This is a genomic window from Aliiroseovarius sp. F20344 (genome assembly GCF_023016155.1).
Lineage (GTDB): Bacteria > Pseudomonadota > Alphaproteobacteria > Rhodobacterales > Rhodobacteraceae > Aliiroseovarius.
Genome location: NZ_JALKBG010000008.1, coordinates 1,011,378 through 1,027,157, shown reverse-complemented (window position 1 = coordinate 1,027,157; position 15,780 = coordinate 1,011,378). Strand labels below are relative to the sequence as shown.

Genomic DNA, 15,780 nt, shown 5'->3' with positions numbered 1-15,780 from the left:
AGCTTCCAGCCATGTTCCTGCCTTTCTTTGAAAACCTACGCGCCGCCAACGTGCCGGTCTCCCTTCGGGAGTATCTGTCCTTCCTTGAGGCAATGAAGGCCGGGTTGGTCACGTATGACATTGAAGGTTTTTACTATCTCGCACGCACCGCAATGGTGAAAGACGAACGTAACTTGGACAAGTTCGACCGCGCCTTTGCGGCCAGCTTTGAAGGTCTTGAAGCCATTTCCTCTGACGAGATGCTGGAAGCCGTCGACATTCCGCAAGAATGGCTTGAGAAGATGGCCGAGAAGTTCATGACGCCCGAGGAAAAGGCCGAGATCGAGGCTTTGGGCGGCTTTGACAAGCTGATGGAGACGCTGAAAGAGCGCCTGAAGGAACAAGAAAGCCGCCATCAAGGCGGCAACAAGTGGATTGGTACGGCCGGCACCTCGCCCTTTGGCGCCTATGGCTACAATCCCGAAGGCGTTCGCATTGGGCAGGATCGCTCGCGCCATCAGCGCGCGGTGAAAGTTTGGGACAAGCGCGAATTTCGCAATCTGGACGATTCAGTTGAGCTGGGCACCCGCAACATCAAGGTCGCTTTGAAACGCCTGCGCAACTGGGCGCGCGACGGCGCTCATGATGAGCTGGATCTGGACGGCACCATCCGCGCCACGGCTGAACATGGCTATCTGGATGTAAAGACCAGGCCAGAACGAAGAAACGCCGTCAAGGTATTGTTATTCCTTGATGTTGGCGGATCCATGGACCCGTATATCAAACTGGTGGAAGAGCTTTTCTCAGCCGCCCGGGCCGAATTCAAACATCTAGAATACTACTATTTCCATAATTGCCTTTACGAAGGTGTTTGGCGCGACAATGCCCGCCGCTGGAATGACCAAACCCCCACATGGGAGGTTCTGCGCACCTATGGATCAGACTATAAGTGCATCTTCGTCGGTGATGCCTCGATGAGCCCGTATGAAATCGCCTATCGCGGTGGGGCCAACGAACACTGGAATGACGAAACCGGACAGGTTTGGTTGGAACGCGCCCGCGAACAATGGCCGGACAATATGTGGATCAATCCCCTGCCCGAGACACATTGGCGCTACACTCAATCAGTTCAGATGATCAACCAGATCTTCGAAAACCGCATGGTGCCAATGACCATCGACGGGATTGAACGCGGCATGAAAGAACTTGGGCGTTAAGGCGTCACATCAGCCAAACGCACAGCGTCTTCTTCCCGCTTTAGATAGGGATCATGTACGAAGGTCCCGAAGGGAAGCAGGCTTGCTAGGATCGCCCAGTTTGTGCGCACCAATGACAAACCGCCATAGGCTGATGCGTAGATCAAACTGCCGATATATGCAATGAACAGCCAGCCATGCGCCATGCCGACGATAGGAACAAGATCTGGCATATTGCCCCAATATTTCAGGGGCATCGCGATGAACAAGAGCAGCAGATAGCTCCAGCCCTCGACCGAAGCGATCTTGCGAAACAACCAGATTGAGCGGGCTTTTGACATGGAGCGTTTCCTTTTGCGATCTTGTCGGCATATCCGCAAAATACCGCGCGCGCGTCACCCGGCGAAATGTCGCAGAGATTGGCGACGGAAAAATCAGCGCCCTTCGTTTAATATGGCATAAGGAGCGTGACGATGATCTCTAATATCCGCCGCATGTGGGCCGCAGCGCCTGTTGCGACAGTGGTTCTGGCCCTAGCCCTGTCCGCTGGCGTTTTCTTTGGTGCGCGCTCGATCACTAGCTGGATTTATTGGAACGATCCTGCCCATATCGATCAACCTATCGCAGGATGGATGACACCGCGCTACGTTGCCTATTCTTGGCAGGTGCCCCGCGATGTGATGCTCGAAGCACTGGCGCTTGGTGACAATGACCCTAAAGGCCGCAATCTGAAACGCTTGGCTGAGATCAAAGGGATGTCCGTCGAATATCTGATCAAAGAGATCGAACTGGCCATTGCAAATCACCGGACAAACTCGCCCGACAGGGACCAATCACAATGATCTCGACCGAGTTGGTATTCACGCTGCTATCCGACTATGGCCCGTGGGTTGTGTTTGCCTCGGCCTTTCTATCCTGTCTCGCCCTGCCCATCCCAACATCGCTCATGATGTTGGCAGGCGGGGCATTTGCCGCCGCGGGTGACCTTGCCCTTCTCAACGTCGTATCCGCTGCGTTTGCAGGGGCTGTGATCGGGGATCAAACGGGCTTTGCGATCGGGCGGATCGGCGGCGCGCCTGCACTAGAAAAAATCACCCAAACGCCCGCCCGAAAGGCTGTTTTAAGTAAGGCCCACTCCCTTGTCGAACGCCGGGGCGGCATAGGTGTTTTTCTGTCCACATGGGCCGTAGCGCCTTTGGGGCCATGGGTGAACTTCGCGGCAGGTGCAACCGGCCTGGGCTGGGTTCGCTTCGCCATCTGGGATGTCTTGGGCGAGGTTGTCTGGGTCACGCTTTACGTCGGGCTTGGGTTCATGTTCGCCTCGCGGATTGAAAGCCTTGCCAGCCTCATGGGCAATTTAGCGGGGCTTTTGGCCGCCCTCGCAGTCGCGGCGGGCGCAGTCCTGTGGATCCGCGCGATGATAAGGGCCAAGGAAAAACATGGGACCGATGCGGCGGCATAATCACGGCTGAGCATCTAACCCTTTTCCAGCCAGCGTTTTGTGCCCATATAGGCGACATGACAAAGCTTCTGCCCATCCTCCTGCCCTTAATCTATGGATTGATCCTCTATCGTTTCTCAGTTTGGCGCACCCATCGCGAACTGGATTCGAAATCCACCCGGTTGGCAGATCCGGTGCTGAAAGCCAAAACCGACCAGATGGCAAAGACCTTGGATCTGGCGGACATCCCCGTTCACATCTATGAAATTCAGCCCGTAAACGGCTTGGCCGCCCCTGATGGGCGGATTTTCATCACGCGTGGGTTTTATGATGAATACCGGCAAGGCCGCGTCACAGCGGATGAGATAGCGAGCGTGATTGCGCATGAGCTAGGGCATGTCGCACTGGGCCACGCGCGAAAGCGTATGATCGACTTTTCAGGTCAGAATGCGTTGCGGACCGTCCTAACCATGATGATCTCGCGCTTTCTGCCCGGCGCGGGTGTGTATGTCGCGCGGATCCTCACCAAGATGGTGGCGGCAGGTCTAAGTCGGGGCGACGAATACGAAGCGGACGCCTATGCAACCGCCCTGCTGATCAAGTCAGGTATCGGGTCGGATGGACAGAAAAGCCTGTTTGATAAGCTTGATACTCTGACCCAATCGCGGGCGGGCGTCATGCCTGCATGGCTGATGAGCCACCCGAAATCTGCGGACCGGATTGCTGCGATCGAGAAAAACGAGGCGAAGTGGGGCTAACTAGCGCTCCAACGCTTTTCCAAGTCGCGGCAAGCGCGCCTTTTTCATCAAACGGCGCATGGTCCAATCTTCCCCGGAAAGCGTAATTGCTTGTGACAGAACCTTGTCGGCAACCTCTTGGATTTGCTCTGGGTGCGTGTCCAAGAGGTTGCGCAAAAACAAGTCAGGCCCGTCGCGGCGCAGGTCTTCTTCGGCCAGTGTATGGCGCGGGAAATCGGCGTTGTTCATCGTCAAAAGCACGTCCGCCCCACCCGTGATCGCTGCCGCAAGTACGTGAATGTCATTGGGGTCGGGCAACCAAAGTCGTGCGGTCACACCTTCGTTCGGGGTGATGCTGGATTTGGGCCAGTTCGCGTTTAAAAGCGCAATTTCACCGCGTGCAAAGGCTTCTTGCTCTGGGCCAAGCTTGGCTGCGGCACGGGCCCATTCCTCTAGAATACGTGGGGACCAAAGCGGGGTGAACATCCCCTGCCCGGCGGCCCCCATCACCATCTCGCGCATGACGGTTGGGTAGAGAACGCAGGCGTCGATCAGGACTTTCACGGAAGGATCCGGAAGAAGATCGATTTCAGATATCCACTTTCGGCCAATTGCGGATGCATCGGGTGATCCGCCCCAGCAAAGCCCGTATGGATCAGCTGAGAACTGCAACCCGCACGCCCAATCCCCCGGATCGAGGCATTTCGAAACTTCTCGATCGTGGCGGCATGTGAACAGGAACACAGGCCAAGATAGCCTCCGGGGGCGACCAGCGTCGCAGCCAACCGCGCCACGCGCTCATAGGCGCGAAGACCGGTCTCCAACGACCTTTTGGACGGCGCAAATGCGGGCGGATCGCAGATGACCACGTCGAATTGCGCGCCCTCTTCATTCAGAGCAGCCAGCTCATCAAACGCATCGCCCTGACGGGTTGCGAAACGATCCGAGGCACCCATAGCTTTTGCGCCGCCTTCTGCCAGCGCCAAGGCGGGCGCTGAGCCATCCACAGCCAAAGCCGATGACGCACCACTTGCAAGCGCCGCCAAAGAGAACCCACCAACATGAGAGAACACGTCCAGCACACGGGCATCCTTTGACAGATTTGCGGCGAATGCATGGTTGGGGCGTTGATCATAGAAAAGGCCGGTTTTCTGGCCCCCGGTCAGGTCCGCCAGATACGTGGCCCCGTTCATGGACACATGTATCGGAGCCTCCGGCACATCCCCAAGAAGCACCGTATTCTCAGCGTCCAGCCCTTCCAATTGCCGCGCGCGGCCTGAGGCATTCTTCAAAATGGTTGTGACGCCGGTGATCTTCGCCAAAGCATTGGTCAAAAGATCAAGATGGGTTTCGGCCCATGCAGCATTGGGCTGAATGACCGCCGCATCCCCAAACCGATCAATGATCACCCCTGGCAGCCCGTCAGCTTCGGCATGGACAAGACGGTAGAAAGGTTTGTCATACAATCGGGTCCGGTGATCCAGCGCCGCTTGGAGCTTTTGCTCAAACCACGCGCTGTCGATCTGAACATCGGGCGCACGATCCAGAATACGCGCGAAAATGCGAGACCCCGGCGTGACCGCGACAGTTCCAATCACTTCGCGGCCTGCATCCTCAAGCGTTGCGATGCTACCCGCGGCGATTTTCTTGGTTCGGCGATCTGTGACCAACTCGTTGTCATACACCCACGGGGCACCATGACGAATGGCACGCGCATTGGCTTTGGGTTTCAGCCGAATGACCGGGCGGTCTGTGTGGTCTTCAGGTGTCTCGGACATCAGAGGGTCTGCCATGTTTGATTGGACGTTGGCCCCTCCCTACCTTGTGGCGACGGTAACGGAAAGCGGATTTGCGACCGGACACCGGTCCGTCACCCTTTGTTTCGATAGTCACGGCGAAACTCGACCAATTTCCGATTGCGGCAATTCTGACTATTGTTAGCGCTACCATTTGCTGTTATCAGAGGCGCAAAGACGATAACCTGATCGCATCGCGCAATCGTATGCACTTGGAAAGGCACCACATGGCCACCCATCCGACCCTTACTGCCATCACCGATCGCATCGCCGAACGTTCACACGACAGTCGCGCCACGTATCTTAAAAAGATCTCGCGCGCGATCGACGAAGGCCCGCGCCGCGCACATCTAAGCTGTTCGGGACAAGCCCATGCTTATGCAGGTGCTGGTGTGGACCAAGCGACACTGGCGAAAGGGCGTGCCCCAAATCTGGGCATCGTCACCGCGTATAATGACATGCTGTCTGCCCACGCGCCTTTTGCGACCTACCCGGACCTGATCAAACGCATCGCCCGCGAAGAAGGGGCCACCGCACAAGTAGCGGGCGGCGTGCCCGCCATGTGTGACGGCGTCACCCAAGGCGAAACCGGGATGGAGCTGAGCCTGTTTTCACGCGACGTGATTGCCATGGCTGCTGCGGTCGCGATGAGCCACAACACCTTTGACGCCGCCCTTTATCTGGGCGTGTGCGACAAGATCGTCCCGGGACTTGTGATCGCTGCGGCCAGCTTTGGCCATATCCCGACGGTGTTTTTGCCTGCCGGTCCGATGGTGTCGGGTATCTCGAACGATGAAAAGGCTGAAACGCGAAAGAAGTTCGCAACCGGCGACGCCACGCGGGAAGAGCTTATGGCGTCTGAAATGGCTGCCTATCACGGCCCCGGCACCTGCACATTTTACGGCACCGCGAACACCAATCAGATGCTGATGGAATTCATGGGGCTTCACCTGCCAGGATCGTCCTTTGTCACGCCGCATACGCCGTTGCGCGACGCGCTTACGGCCGAAGGCACACGGCGCGCCCTCGCGATTGCGCCCGGTACCGATCAATTCACACCAGTAGGTCATGTTCTGGATGAAAAAGCCTTTGTGAACGGGCTGGTCGGGTTGATGGCGACGGGGGGGTCGACAAATCTTGTGCTGCACCTGCCAGCAATGGCGCGTGCCGCAGGGGTCATCCTGACGCTTGAAGATTTTGCAGACATCTCTGCTCTGGTGCCGCTGATGGCGCGCGTCTATCCAAACGGATTGGCGGATGTGAACCATTTCCATGCCGCAGGCGGTCTGGGTTACATGATCGGCAACCTTCTGGAAGAGGGCTTGCTGCATCCCGATGCGACCACCAATGCAGGCGATCTGACAGCTTATGCTCAAGAAGCCAAGCTGGATGGTGACCGTGTGCGCTGGGAACCTGCGCCCCGCGAAAGCCTGAACGACAAAATCCTGCGCCCAACCAGTGACCCCTTCCAGAAAACCGGAGGCTTGGTGCAGCTGTCAGGCAATCTTGGTCAAGGCGTGATCAAGATATCCGCAGTGGACCCCGATCGGCATATCATCGAAGCCCCCGCGCGGATCTTTCACGATCAGGAAAGCGTCAAAACAGCCTTCAAAGCAGGCGAACTGACCGGCGACATCATTTTTGTTCTGCGCTTCCAAGGCCCCCGCGCCAATGGAATGCCAGAGCTGCATGGCCTGACACCGACCCTGTCCGTTCTGCAATCACGCGGCCAGCGCGTCGCGCTTGTCACTGATGGGCGCATGTCCGGCGCGTCCGGAAAGGTGCCTGCTGCCATTCACGTGGCCCCGGAAGCAGCTGATGGCGGACCCATCGCACGCATTCAAGATGGCGACATAATTCGCCTTGATGCCTCCAATGGCACGCTGGAAGTCCTGTCCGAGGGCGCAACTGATCGACCAGCCGTTCAGGTTGATCTCAGCGACAATAACGATGGTTGCGGCCGCGAATTGTTTGAAACCTTCCGCCGTGCCGCGCGCCCGGCCACCGAAGGCGCTTCGTCGATCTCATAAGGAACTGATTGATATGACACCCGAAATGGCAAGTGACGCCGCCGAAAAAATCTGCCGTCTGGCCCCCGTTGTGCCTGTGCTGGTGGTCAAGCAAGTGGCCCACGCAGCGCCTCTGGCAGACGCTTTGGTTGCAGGTGGCCTACCCGCGCTGGAAGTGACTTTGCGCACACCAGCCGCGCTTGATGTGATTGCTGAAATGGCGCAGATCGACGGGGGCGTGGTTGGGGCTGGCACGTTGCTGACATCCGATGACGTCGAGCGCGCCAAGAAAGCTGGCGCAACCTTTGGCGTCTCCCCCGGCGCAACAGACCGGTTGCTGGATGCCTGCGAAGCCAACGATCTGCCACTTCTGCCCGGCGCGACCTCGGCCAGCGAAAGCATGAGGCTGTTGGAGCGTGGATATACCGTTCAAAAGTTCTTTCCAGCAGAAGCCGCGGGCGGCGTGCCCTTCCTGAAGTCCTTATCCTCGCCCCTGCCCCAAATCCGTTTTTGCCCAACTGGCGGCGTGAGCTTGAAGAATGCAATGGACTATCTGTCTTTGCCCAACACGCTCTGTGTCGGAGGATCATGGGTTGCACCAGGAAATCTGGTCGAAGCCGGAGATTGGGACGGAATCCGCAAATTGGCAGCTGAGGCCGCAACCCTAACCGCGTAGTCAATTCCCGAAAGGCAAGAACACATGATTTTGCACTGCGGTTTTTGCCGATTTCGCCCTGACGCAGATCCAGCCGAAACAGTAAAGGTCCTTCAGGGCCTCGCTGATCTATGTGCCGATTTTCCGGGCGTGATAAGCTTCCAACACGGTCCCAACCGCGATTTCGAACAGAAATCTCAGGCGTTCAAGGCAGGATTCGTCATTCGTTTCACAGATCAGTCCGCGCTTCAGCACTATGCAGATCATCCGAAACATCAGGCACTGGGTCAGCGCCTATGTGAGCTGTGCGTCGGAGGTGCGGACGGCATCATCGTGTTTGACCTTGAGTGTTGATCCAGCCGCAACGTGCAACCACCGAAACTACCCAAGATCATATGTATGGACGGTTCCTGGGTCGTGCCAAGGAACTTTGTTGGTGCTGTTGGTTGGGACGAGATCTGCACAATGGCGGCTGAGGCAGCAGTGCTGGCTTAATCACATACTTCTAACATAGAAGGCTCAAACCTCTTCCTGTTACCAATAGGGGCGCAGGAAAAGATATGAACGAACTGACCATGGGAACACGATCCAGAACAGCAAAATGGTTACCGCAGGCGGAATGGTGAGCGTGGCGATGATGAAAAACGCATTTGCCTGAATCAATCCAAACCACGCGCCACTTAGGATGATGAACAGATAGAAGATAGTAGTACATGAAACTGCTAGCGCGAGAGTATATGACCTCACCTCTCTGGTCGTCGCCACGCGATCTTTCATTCGATAAAACGCATAACCCGCTCCCACAGCCCCAAAAACAGAAGGAAGCAAACCGAGGATAACCCAAAGAAATATTCCATGAACCCCAAGTTTGGCGAGGCTATGCCCCATACCAAGATCAAACCATCCGTGCAGAACTCCTGAAAGAAAACGCGACGAAAAAACACCTATCACTGTCCCGATCACATAACCGAAAACGACCCACATCTATCTTTGCCCTTAGTCTAATTCATATCGCAGACTATAGGATAAGAGGCAAAGGCATCCACCCTCTACCTGTGGTGGATTTCCTGACCACCCTGCGAAACAAAGAAAATACAAAACCTCATCCGAAAGAACGATACGATTGGCACAACAATACCAAACTGTGCCTTGTTGACTCGTTTCAATCGCCAGCATGTAATTGCACATACAGACTGGCCTCGGCTTGCTAATTCGCAACCTCAGCCCCTTTGCGCCGCAGCCATTTTCGAAAGATCTCGGCGTTCTCGGTTAAGCCGCCCGGTCTTGTGACAATGTAGTAGCCCAACTCGCATTGTGTGAACCGGTGAAGCGATACGACATTTCCCGCTGCGATCTGCGCTTCCACCAAGGATTTCGGCTGTACGGAAACGCCAAGCCCTGCGGTCACAGCTGACATGACCAATCCGCTGGTCTGCATGGTTGTCAAAGCGACTTCGCTTAGATCTATGCCTTCCTTCTCCACAATACGGCGGCGTTCCATCATATGGGTTTCCATGACCCATGGCAGATCAACCAAATCCGACAGCTTACCGACTTGCCGCCCTTGCACTAGATCGGGATGCGCCACGACGACAAACTCTCCATCCGTCAAAAGCTCGGCCTCAAGCCCCGGCCAGTTTCCATCGCCATAGCGCACCGCAAGGTCGACCCCATCCCGGCGCAGATCAATCAATTCCATACTGGGATTTATGTTGATCTTGACCTCAGGAAATTCAGCCCAAAACGCGCCGATCCGTGGCATCAGCCAATGGGATGCAAATGCAGGCGTCACCGAGATCTGGACCGCCCTGTCCAAACCACGTTGCCTGACTTGATCGACCCCATCTTGGATTGTTGCAAACCCGGTGCTGAGGGTTTCAGCCAATAAACGCCCTGCATCTGTCAACGCCATGCCGCGCCCTTGTCGCGTTAAAAGTGCTTCGCCAAGCTCCTCCTCTAACCGACGCACGTGCTGGCTGATCGCGGCATGGGTGACGTTTAGCTCGCGCGCCGCCCCACTTAGGTTTTGATGACGGGCTGCGGCTTCGAAAGCGCGCAACGTGGCCAAGGATGGCAGAGACCTCCAATCCATTATGTAACCTCTACTTACAATATGAAAATCATACTGCTTTGCCTGAACGAGAATTTCAACCTTATTTTACGAACATCAACACCTTGAGAAGGAGACCGCAAATGCTTTCAATACTATCATCTTCCTTCCGAACGGCGACTCGGATGGACCATCACACCGAAGGTCAGAAACCTACGATCCGCACTGGCAAACAACGGGAATGCGACCGGATTCGGGACGCCAAGACTGAGCTGCGTCGGTGGAACCAACGGTGGCATGTCGGGTGACCACAAGCGGGCTTACCAACGACGGGTTAGACCCAACCACAGCATATGGCCGCGCCGGGTGAACTCGGCGCTGCCAAGCGCGCCTTCTGCCACCAAGGATGGCTGCTTGGCCGCTTGCGCCAAAATCGCCCGCGCCCGCCAAGCGCTGCGCAGCGCGGGGTTTCCTTGCCGCCCAAGGGCTTTGCGCGCGGATTTGAACTGCTTCAACCCAGCATCACACAGCTGGCGGATCGTATCATCACTCGGTGGCATATGGCCCCGACCGGACTTGTTCAATGCAGGTTGCGCCAAAAGCCAATTGGCCGCCCCCGTGGCTTCGCCCAAATTTTCCAAGGCGGTATCAATTTCATAATCCCCGGCAAATTCGGTCATCCCGCAAAGCTGACCACCTGCCAGCATCAATGCCCCAGATGTTGCGCGAAGATATGCGCGGATATCATCCAAATTTTGCGGGCGATCCCCCTGTACTTCCCCCTCGCGCGCTTCGATGATCCGCAGCAAAGGCGCGGCCCGCATATCCCCCCAGATGATCAACTGCGACAGAGGCGTTGCCACATCGTGGCGCGGTGCCTCTGTGCCATCCACGGCTGCGGTCACGACATCGCGCCAAAACTGCAAACGGATCATCGAAACCATCGGCTCTTGCGACATGTAGGGCGCGCGCGCGACTTCAAGGTTGAACGCGTAGAGCGGAAACAGGCGTTTACGCTCTTCCACCGTGCCGCTCATCGTCGCCAGAAACCGATCCGGGTCGCCTTTGTAGACTTGTTCAGCACAGGAAGCGATGGGATCATAGGCGTCGCTCATACCGGGGTGGCCCCGTCGCGCAAAAGTTTCCAGTGGATCGCATCCAGAAGTGCCTCAAACGACGCATCGACGATGTTTGGGCTGACGCCGACCGTGGACCAGCGGTGGCCCGCTGCATCTTCGCTGTCGATGATGACGCGGGTCTGTGCTTCGGTCCCGCCTTGGGTGATACGCACTTTAAAATCAACCAGTTGCATGTCTTCGATGATCGCTTGATAGGGGCCGAGATCCTTGGCCAGCGCCTTGGCCAGCGCGTTCACCGGGCCACGATCGGTGCCGGATGCGTCCATGCTTTCCGAGACCGACAGCTTCTTGTCATCGCCGATTTTCACGACAACGATGGCCTCGGACAGGCTTATCATTTGGTTGCGCTTATTCTTGCGGCGCTCAACGGTGACCTTGTAGCGTTTCACTTCAAAGAACTGCGGCAGTTGACCCAGAACGTCACGTGCAACCAACTCGAACGAGGCTTGTGCCCCGTCATAGGCATAACCCTGGTCTTCCAGCTCTTTCACGCGATTCAGGATGTCACCAAGGCGCGGATCGCCCTTTTCGACCTCGATCCCAGCCTCGGCCAAACGCGCGCGTAGATTTGACTGCCCTGCTTGGTTTGACATGGGCACGATACGCGTGTTGCCCACAGTTTCGGGTGGGATGTGTTCGTAGGTGGTCGGGTCCTTCAAGATCGCGGACGCGTGCAACCCGGCCTTATGTGCAAAGGCCGACGCGCCGACAAAAGGCGCGGATTTGTTCGGGACACGGTTCAGGATGTCGTCCAACTGGCGCGAGATTATGGTGATCCGTTCAAGAGCGTCCTTTGAAACACCGGTTTCAAATTGGCTCGCATAGGGTTCTTTCAACAAAAGCGTCGGGATCAACGTCACCAGATTGGCGTTGCCGCAGCGTTCCCCCAGCCCGTTCAGCGTGCCTTGGATCTGGCGCGCTCCCGCATCGACAGCCGCCAGAGAACACGCCACGGCATTGCCAGTGTCGTCATGGGTGTGGATGCCCAGATGGTCACCCGGGATACCTGCCGCGATCACCGCCTTGGTGATCTCGTGCACTTCATGGGGAAGCGTTCCGCCATTGGTGTCGCACAGCACAACCCAGCGCGCGCCTGCGTCATAGGCGGCTTTCACACAGGTCAGTGCATAGTCAGGGTTGGCCTTGTAGCCATCAAAGAAATGCTCGGCATCATAGAGTGCCTCGCGACCCTCCTTGACCATGTAAGCCATTGTTGCGCGGATGTTTTCCACGTTCTCATCCAACGTGATGCCAAGCGCGGTTGTGACGTGGAAATCGTGACTTTTGCCCACCAGACAGACCGCAGAGGTGCCCGCATTCATCACGCCTGCCAGCACGTCGTCGTTTTCTGCCGAGTACCCTGCCCGCTTGGTCATACCAAAGGCAGTGAAGGTCGCGCGCGTCTTGGGCGCGGCGTCGAAAAAGTCGCTGTCCGTGGGGTTCGCGCCGGGCCAGCCGCCCTCGATATAGTCCACGCCAAGCACGTCCAGCGCCTCGGCAATCTGCTGTTTTTCTGTGAGCGAGAACTGCACGCCCTGCGTTTGCTGCCCGTCGCGCAGGGTTGTGTCGTAGAGATAGAGGCGTTCGGTCATTGCAGCCCCTCCAATTTGGACCTCAGAAGTTCCAACTTCTCCAAGATGAATTCCGCATCAGGTTTCCCTCTCCATGCCGGTGCGACACTTGGGTCTTGGGTTTCTGAAAAAATTACGCCCGCGCGTTTTGCGATCTGAAGCTGCTCTTCGTAGGCAACTTTATCACCGCTTGAATATGCAGACCTGACAGCGTGAAAGTACGGCTGCGAATCCAACTCATCGCGCTCGATGGACCACTTTGGTCCATCAGGTGTATCAACAATACGGATTCCCGCATTCTTGAAACCATCACGCAGGATATCAGCTCGCGACCAATCTTTAGCTGCACGTGCAGCTGTTCGTATTACTAAAAGGTTTTCGAGGATGTCCTCATAACCTGCATCTCTTGAGCTCGAACCAACCCAATCGCCCATTTCATCCGTCAGCAAGCCCATCACCTGAGCTGAAGCCAAGAAGTTTGCAAGCACACCTTTGTGCAAATCTATTGGTTCATTTGGCACTGCTTGTTGCCGGTTAACGATCCTCTCTAACTTATAGAGTTCTGAGATTGCGCCAGCCGTATTCAGATCGTCCCCTAGAGCGGCAAGCACATCTGGATTTACAAGACCGGGTTCAATTCCGGCAGTGAGCTTGCGCCAACGTTTTAGGGTCGCTTCCGCCTCGGCCCGTTTCTTCTCGGTCCAATCCATCGGCTTGCGATAATGGGTGCCAAGGAAGACAAAGCGGATCACTTCGCCAGGCACACCTTGCTCCAGCAGATCATGTACGGTGAAGAAATTCCCCAGAGACTTGGACATCTTCTTGCCCTCGACCTGTAGCATCTCGTTGTGAAGCCAGTAATTCGCGAAGCCTGCATCGGGATGGCTGCATTTCGACTGGGCAATCTCGTTTTCATGGTGCGGGAACTGAAGGTCATTGCCGCCACCGTGTATGTCAAAAGACGCGCCCAGCAGGTCGTGGCTCATCGCCGAGCATTCGATATGCCAACCGGGGCGGCCTCGGCCCCACGGGCTGTCCCAGCCGGGCAGATCATCGGTGGACGGCTTCCACAGCACGAAGTCCATCGGGTCGCGCTTGTTATCCGCGACCTCGACACGTGCGCCGGCGATCATGTCATCGACCGAGCGACCGGACAGTTGGCCGTAATCCTCGTAGCTTTTGACCGAGAACAGCACATGCCCTGCCCCATCTGGGTAGGCGTGGCCCTTAGCGATCAGATCCTCGATCATGTCGATCATCGGCCCGATAAACTCGGTCGCGCGGGGCATTTGATCCGGGTCCATCGCCCCAAGCGCGCGCATGTCGTTCAGATACCAGTCGATCGTCTCGTTCGAGCGTTCGTGAACCAGTTCCTCAAGCGTGCCCGCCGCGCCCGCTTCCTTACGCGCCAACGCGGTTGCGTTGATCTTGTCATCCACGTCGGTGAAGTTGCGCACATAGGTCACGTGATCCGGCCCATAGACATGGCGCAGCAGGCGATAAAGCACATCAAACACCACAACCGGGCGCGCGTTACCCAGATGGGCGCGGTCATAGACCGTCGGCCCACAGACATACATGCGCACGTTATTGGGGTCGATCGGGATGAAGTCCTGCTTCGCCCGCGCCATCGTGTTGTAAAGCTTGATGTCCGTCATGTTATCCTCGTGCGTCCGCGCATAGGTGTTCCCGCGGCGGGCTTAGCAAGTTCCTGACATGTATGGAATAGAAGAACGGCCCGCCTGAGTATCTCAGCAGGTAATGCAGCAAATAATGATGATGCTTTTCCGTTTCATGTCGCGCACGCTAGCACCCTTCCCTGCCTCTGCCAAGCCTGTTAGCGTGATCCCATGACACGTGACCAAGTGAAAACGATTTGTAACGCGCTTCCGGGCGCAGAATGGTCCGAGCCTTTTGGCCCCGGTCATGATGTGTGGAAGATTGGCGGTAAGATTTTTGCGGCCATTGGCGCAAAGACACCCGGGATTTCTGTGAAAACCCCGGATATCGAGACTGCCACGATGTTAATCGAAGCGGGCGTCGGCGTAAAAGCCCCCTATTTCCACCGCTCATGGGTGAACCTACCCTTTGATGCGGATGAAGCGGAGCTAACCCACCGCATTCATCGCTCCTACGCGTTGATCCGGGGCAGCCTGACCAAAAAGGCGCAAGCCGCCCTGCCCCCTTTTGAGGATCAGGCCAACGGCTAGGCCTGAGCGGCGTTGGTTTTCACCGCCAACACGCCCTTGGACCACATCATGAGCACCTTGTAGGCAATGGGTGGGATGATCAGCGTGGCGGCCACAAGCACAAGGCCTGATAGGATGCGCAAAAGGTCCGACGCCACCACAAGGTTCAGCATCTGAAGCAGTGTCGCAAAGGCAGCGAGCGGGAAGGTAAACGCCCCCCAGAGTGGGCTGAAGCCAGCTTCTGCTAGCCAGCGCGCGCGCAGGATCAGAACCGAGGCAATCAACACAGCCAGAAGCCCCAGGATAATCCCCATCAGCGGCTGTCCAATAAGAAAGGCGACCGTTCCCAGAACGCTTGCCGGGGCCAGATGGATGGCAAGAAGCGGACGCAAGGGCGCGGGTACACTTGCCCGCACGAACTGCGCAAGGCTGGCGCCCCAGATCGCGACCGCGATGGCAAGGCTGACCCAAAACACGGTGGTCGAATAGGCGTAAAGCCCCAAAGACAGTGCCGCCAGCGGGCTAATGATGAAACCTACAAAGAGCAGATGCCAGACCGGGGTGACCGATCGTGCCTCAATCGGGCCGGTGATCAAAGTGTAGGCGACGCGCAGGGCGACAACCACATGCACGGCCAGCGCCAAGCCGAAAATCACGCCTGCCAAAGTCGTTGAAAAGGGAACCACCGTGGTCGCCATAAGGTATCCTGAAAGCGCCAGGGCGACGATGCCTGCACGTCCCGGCAGGATTTTCAGATCCTCAAAGAATGTGGCGGGTCTTTGCATAAACTTTGCCACGTAAGCTACGAGGCAAAATAGATAAAGAAGCGTGACAGCCCCAAGGATCATATCCCCAAAGGCCGCTGGAACGCCAAAGCCTTCAGCGGCGCGGCGCCATGCCAGACCCAGCCCGAACAGCCCCATGATCGGCGGGAAGATTGCCGGAGGGGTTCGTTGGAACAGGCGGGTCTTCTCGGGGATTGGAGGCGGAGGCGGAAAATGCGGCGTTTTGCTCATAT

General features: G+C 56.9%; 17 protein-coding genes. 8 read left to right on the top strand and 9 right to left on the bottom strand.

Features of this window, described 5'->3' with window-relative positions; all coding sequences use genetic code 11:
• Positions 1-11: 11 nt before the first annotated feature.
• A complete protein-coding gene (locus tag MWU55_RS14005; RefSeq protein WP_246937049.1) occupies positions 12-1,196 on the top strand; it encodes a VWA domain-containing protein in 1,185 nt (394 codons plus the stop codon).
• Here MWU55_RS14005 and MWU55_RS14000 read toward each other — a convergent pair.
• A complete protein-coding gene (locus MWU55_RS14000; protein WP_246937047.1) occupies positions 1,193-1,516 on the bottom strand; it encodes a DUF3817 domain-containing protein in 324 nt (107 codons plus the stop codon). The genes MWU55_RS14005 and MWU55_RS14000 overlap by 4 nt on opposite strands.
• Before the next feature lie 132 nt (positions 1,517-1,648).
• Here MWU55_RS14000 and MWU55_RS13995 point away from each other — a divergent pair, with 132 nt between their 5' ends.
• The 3 genes from MWU55_RS13995 to MWU55_RS13985 are packed head-to-tail and all read left to right on the top strand — an operon-like array spanning position 1,649 to position 3,374.
• Positions 1,649-2,017, top strand: coding sequence for a hypothetical protein (locus MWU55_RS13995; protein ID WP_246937045.1), 369 nt, complete (start codon positions 1,649-1,651; stop codon positions 2,015-2,017).
• On the top strand, positions 2,014-2,637 hold the full coding sequence (locus tag MWU55_RS13990; protein WP_246937042.1) for a VTT domain-containing protein: 624 nt from the start codon (positions 2,014-2,016) through the stop codon (positions 2,635-2,637). The genes MWU55_RS13995 and MWU55_RS13990 overlap by 4 nt, the downstream gene beginning before the upstream one ends.
• A 56-nt stretch (positions 2,638-2,693) precedes the next feature.
• A complete protein-coding gene (locus MWU55_RS13985) occupies positions 2,694-3,374 on the top strand; it encodes a M48 family metallopeptidase (protein ID WP_246937040.1) in 681 nt (226 codons plus the stop codon).
• Here the strand turns inward: MWU55_RS13985 and MWU55_RS13980 are convergent, their stop codons facing one another.
• Together MWU55_RS13980 and MWU55_RS13975 are read right to left on the bottom strand one after the other, a co-directional pair.
• The gene (locus MWU55_RS13980) at positions 3,375-3,917 is read right to left on the bottom strand and encodes a PIN domain-containing protein (RefSeq protein WP_246937038.1); all 543 of its coding nucleotides are present in this window, start codon (positions 3,915-3,917) and stop codon (positions 3,375-3,377) included.
• Positions 3,914-5,131, bottom strand: a complete 1,218-nt coding sequence (locus MWU55_RS13975) for a class I SAM-dependent rRNA methyltransferase (protein ID WP_246937036.1) — start codon at positions 5,129-5,131, stop codon at positions 3,914-3,916. Before MWU55_RS13975 ends, MWU55_RS13980 begins: the two co-directional genes overlap by 4 nt.
• A 245-nt stretch (positions 5,132-5,376) precedes the next feature.
• Between MWU55_RS13975 and edd the strand changes: the two genes are divergently transcribed.
• The 3 genes from edd to MWU55_RS13960 are packed head-to-tail and all read left to right on the top strand — an operon-like array spanning position 5,377 to position 8,167.
• Positions 5,377-7,179, top strand: coding sequence for a phosphogluconate dehydratase (gene edd, locus MWU55_RS13970; protein ID WP_246937034.1), 1,803 nt, complete (start codon positions 5,377-5,379; stop codon positions 7,177-7,179).
• Positions 7,180-7,192: 13 nt separating this feature from the next.
• The gene (gene eda, locus MWU55_RS13965) at positions 7,193-7,834 is read left to right on the top strand and encodes a bifunctional 4-hydroxy-2-oxoglutarate aldolase/2-dehydro-3-deoxy-phosphogluconate aldolase (RefSeq protein WP_246937032.1); all 642 of its coding nucleotides are present in this window, start codon (positions 7,193-7,195) and stop codon (positions 7,832-7,834) included.
• A 24-nt stretch (positions 7,835-7,858) separates the two neighbouring features.
• The gene (locus MWU55_RS13960) at positions 7,859-8,167 is read left to right on the top strand and encodes a Dabb family protein (RefSeq protein ID WP_246937030.1); all 309 of its coding nucleotides are present in this window, start codon (positions 7,859-7,861) and stop codon (positions 8,165-8,167) included.
• Between the two features lie 180 nt (positions 8,168-8,347).
• Here the strand turns inward: MWU55_RS13960 and MWU55_RS13955 are convergent, their stop codons facing one another.
• The 5 genes from MWU55_RS13955 to cysS form a co-directional block, all read right to left on the bottom strand.
• The gene (locus tag MWU55_RS13955; RefSeq protein ID WP_246937028.1) at positions 8,348-8,797 is read right to left on the bottom strand and encodes a hypothetical protein; all 450 of its coding nucleotides are present in this window, start codon (positions 8,795-8,797) and stop codon (positions 8,348-8,350) included.
• A 223-nt stretch (positions 8,798-9,020) separates the two neighbouring features.
• Positions 9,021-9,905, bottom strand: a complete 885-nt coding sequence (locus MWU55_RS13950; protein WP_246937026.1) for a LysR family transcriptional regulator — start codon at positions 9,903-9,905, stop codon at positions 9,021-9,023.
• A 278-nt stretch (positions 9,906-10,183) separates the two neighbouring features.
• Positions 10,184-10,978 carry a squalene/phytoene synthase family protein gene (locus tag MWU55_RS13945; protein ID WP_246937024.1) on the bottom strand — a complete coding sequence of 265 codons (795 nt, stop codon included), beginning with the start codon at positions 10,976-10,978 and terminating at the stop codon, positions 10,184-10,186.
• Positions 10,975-12,594, bottom strand: coding sequence for a citramalate synthase (gene cimA, locus MWU55_RS13940; RefSeq protein WP_246937022.1), 1,620 nt, complete (start codon positions 12,592-12,594; stop codon positions 10,975-10,977). The genes MWU55_RS13945 and cimA overlap by 4 nt, the downstream gene beginning before the upstream one ends.
• Positions 12,591-14,231: a cysteine--tRNA ligase gene (cysS, locus tag MWU55_RS13935; RefSeq protein ID WP_246937020.1), complete on the bottom strand. Its 1,641-nt coding sequence runs from the start codon at positions 14,229-14,231 to the stop codon at positions 12,591-12,593. Before cysS ends, cimA begins: the two co-directional genes overlap by 4 nt.
• A gap of 192 nt (positions 14,232-14,423) precedes the next feature.
• Between cysS and MWU55_RS13930 the strand changes: the two genes are divergently transcribed.
• Positions 14,424-14,783: an MmcQ/YjbR family DNA-binding protein gene (locus MWU55_RS13930; protein WP_246937018.1), complete on the top strand. Its 360-nt coding sequence runs from the start codon at positions 14,424-14,426 to the stop codon at positions 14,781-14,783.
• Here MWU55_RS13930 and MWU55_RS13925 read toward each other — a convergent pair.
• A complete protein-coding gene (locus MWU55_RS13925; RefSeq protein WP_246937016.1) occupies positions 14,780-15,778 on the bottom strand; it encodes a tellurium resistance protein in 999 nt (332 codons plus the stop codon). The genes MWU55_RS13930 and MWU55_RS13925 overlap by 4 nt on opposite strands.
• Between the last annotated feature and the right edge of the window lie 2 nt (positions 15,779-15,780).

Coding starts and splice junctions, on each gene's coding strand:
- MWU55_RS13975 (WP_246937036.1), bottom strand. CDS start 5,131: ATGTCCGAGACACCTGAAGACCACACAGACCGCCCGGTCATTCGGCTG.
- cimA (WP_246937022.1), bottom strand. CDS start 12,594: ATGACCGAACGCCTCTATCTCTACGACACAACCCTGCGCGACGGGCAG.
- MWU55_RS13930 (WP_246937018.1), top strand. CDS start 14,424: ATGACACGTGACCAAGTGAAAACGATTTGTAACGCGCTTCCGGGCGCA.
- MWU55_RS14000 (WP_246937047.1), bottom strand. CDS start 1,516: ATGTCAAAAGCCCGCTCAATCTGGTTGTTTCGCAAGATCGCTTCGGTC.
- MWU55_RS13990 (WP_246937042.1), top strand. CDS start 2,014: ATGATCTCGACCGAGTTGGTATTCACGCTGCTATCCGACTATGGCCCG.
- MWU55_RS13955 (WP_246937028.1), bottom strand. CDS start 8,797: ATGTGGGTCGTTTTCGGTTATGTGATCGGGACAGTGATAGGTGTTTTT.
- cysS (WP_246937020.1), bottom strand. CDS start 14,231: ATGACGGACATCAAGCTTTACAACACGATGGCGCGGGCGAAGCAGGAC.
- edd (WP_246937034.1), top strand. CDS start 5,377: ATGGCCACCCATCCGACCCTTACTGCCATCACCGATCGCATCGCCGAA.
- MWU55_RS13995 (WP_246937045.1), top strand. CDS start 1,649: ATGATCTCTAATATCCGCCGCATGTGGGCCGCAGCGCCTGTTGCGACA.
- eda (WP_246937032.1), top strand. CDS start 7,193: ATGACACCCGAAATGGCAAGTGACGCCGCCGAAAAAATCTGCCGTCTG.
- MWU55_RS14005 (WP_246937049.1), top strand. CDS start 12: ATGTTCCTGCCTTTCTTTGAAAACCTACGCGCCGCCAACGTGCCGGTC.
- MWU55_RS13960 (WP_246937030.1), top strand. CDS start 7,859: ATGATTTTGCACTGCGGTTTTTGCCGATTTCGCCCTGACGCAGATCCA.
- MWU55_RS13925 (WP_246937016.1), bottom strand. CDS start 15,778: ATGAGCAAAACGCCGCATTTTCCGCCTCCGCCTCCAATCCCCGAGAAG.
- MWU55_RS13945 (WP_246937024.1), bottom strand. CDS start 10,978: ATGAGCGACGCCTATGATCCCATCGCTTCCTGTGCTGAACAAGTCTAC.
- MWU55_RS13985 (WP_246937040.1), top strand. CDS start 2,694: ATGACAAAGCTTCTGCCCATCCTCCTGCCCTTAATCTATGGATTGATC.
- MWU55_RS13950 (WP_246937026.1), bottom strand. CDS start 9,905: ATGGATTGGAGGTCTCTGCCATCCTTGGCCACGTTGCGCGCTTTCGAA.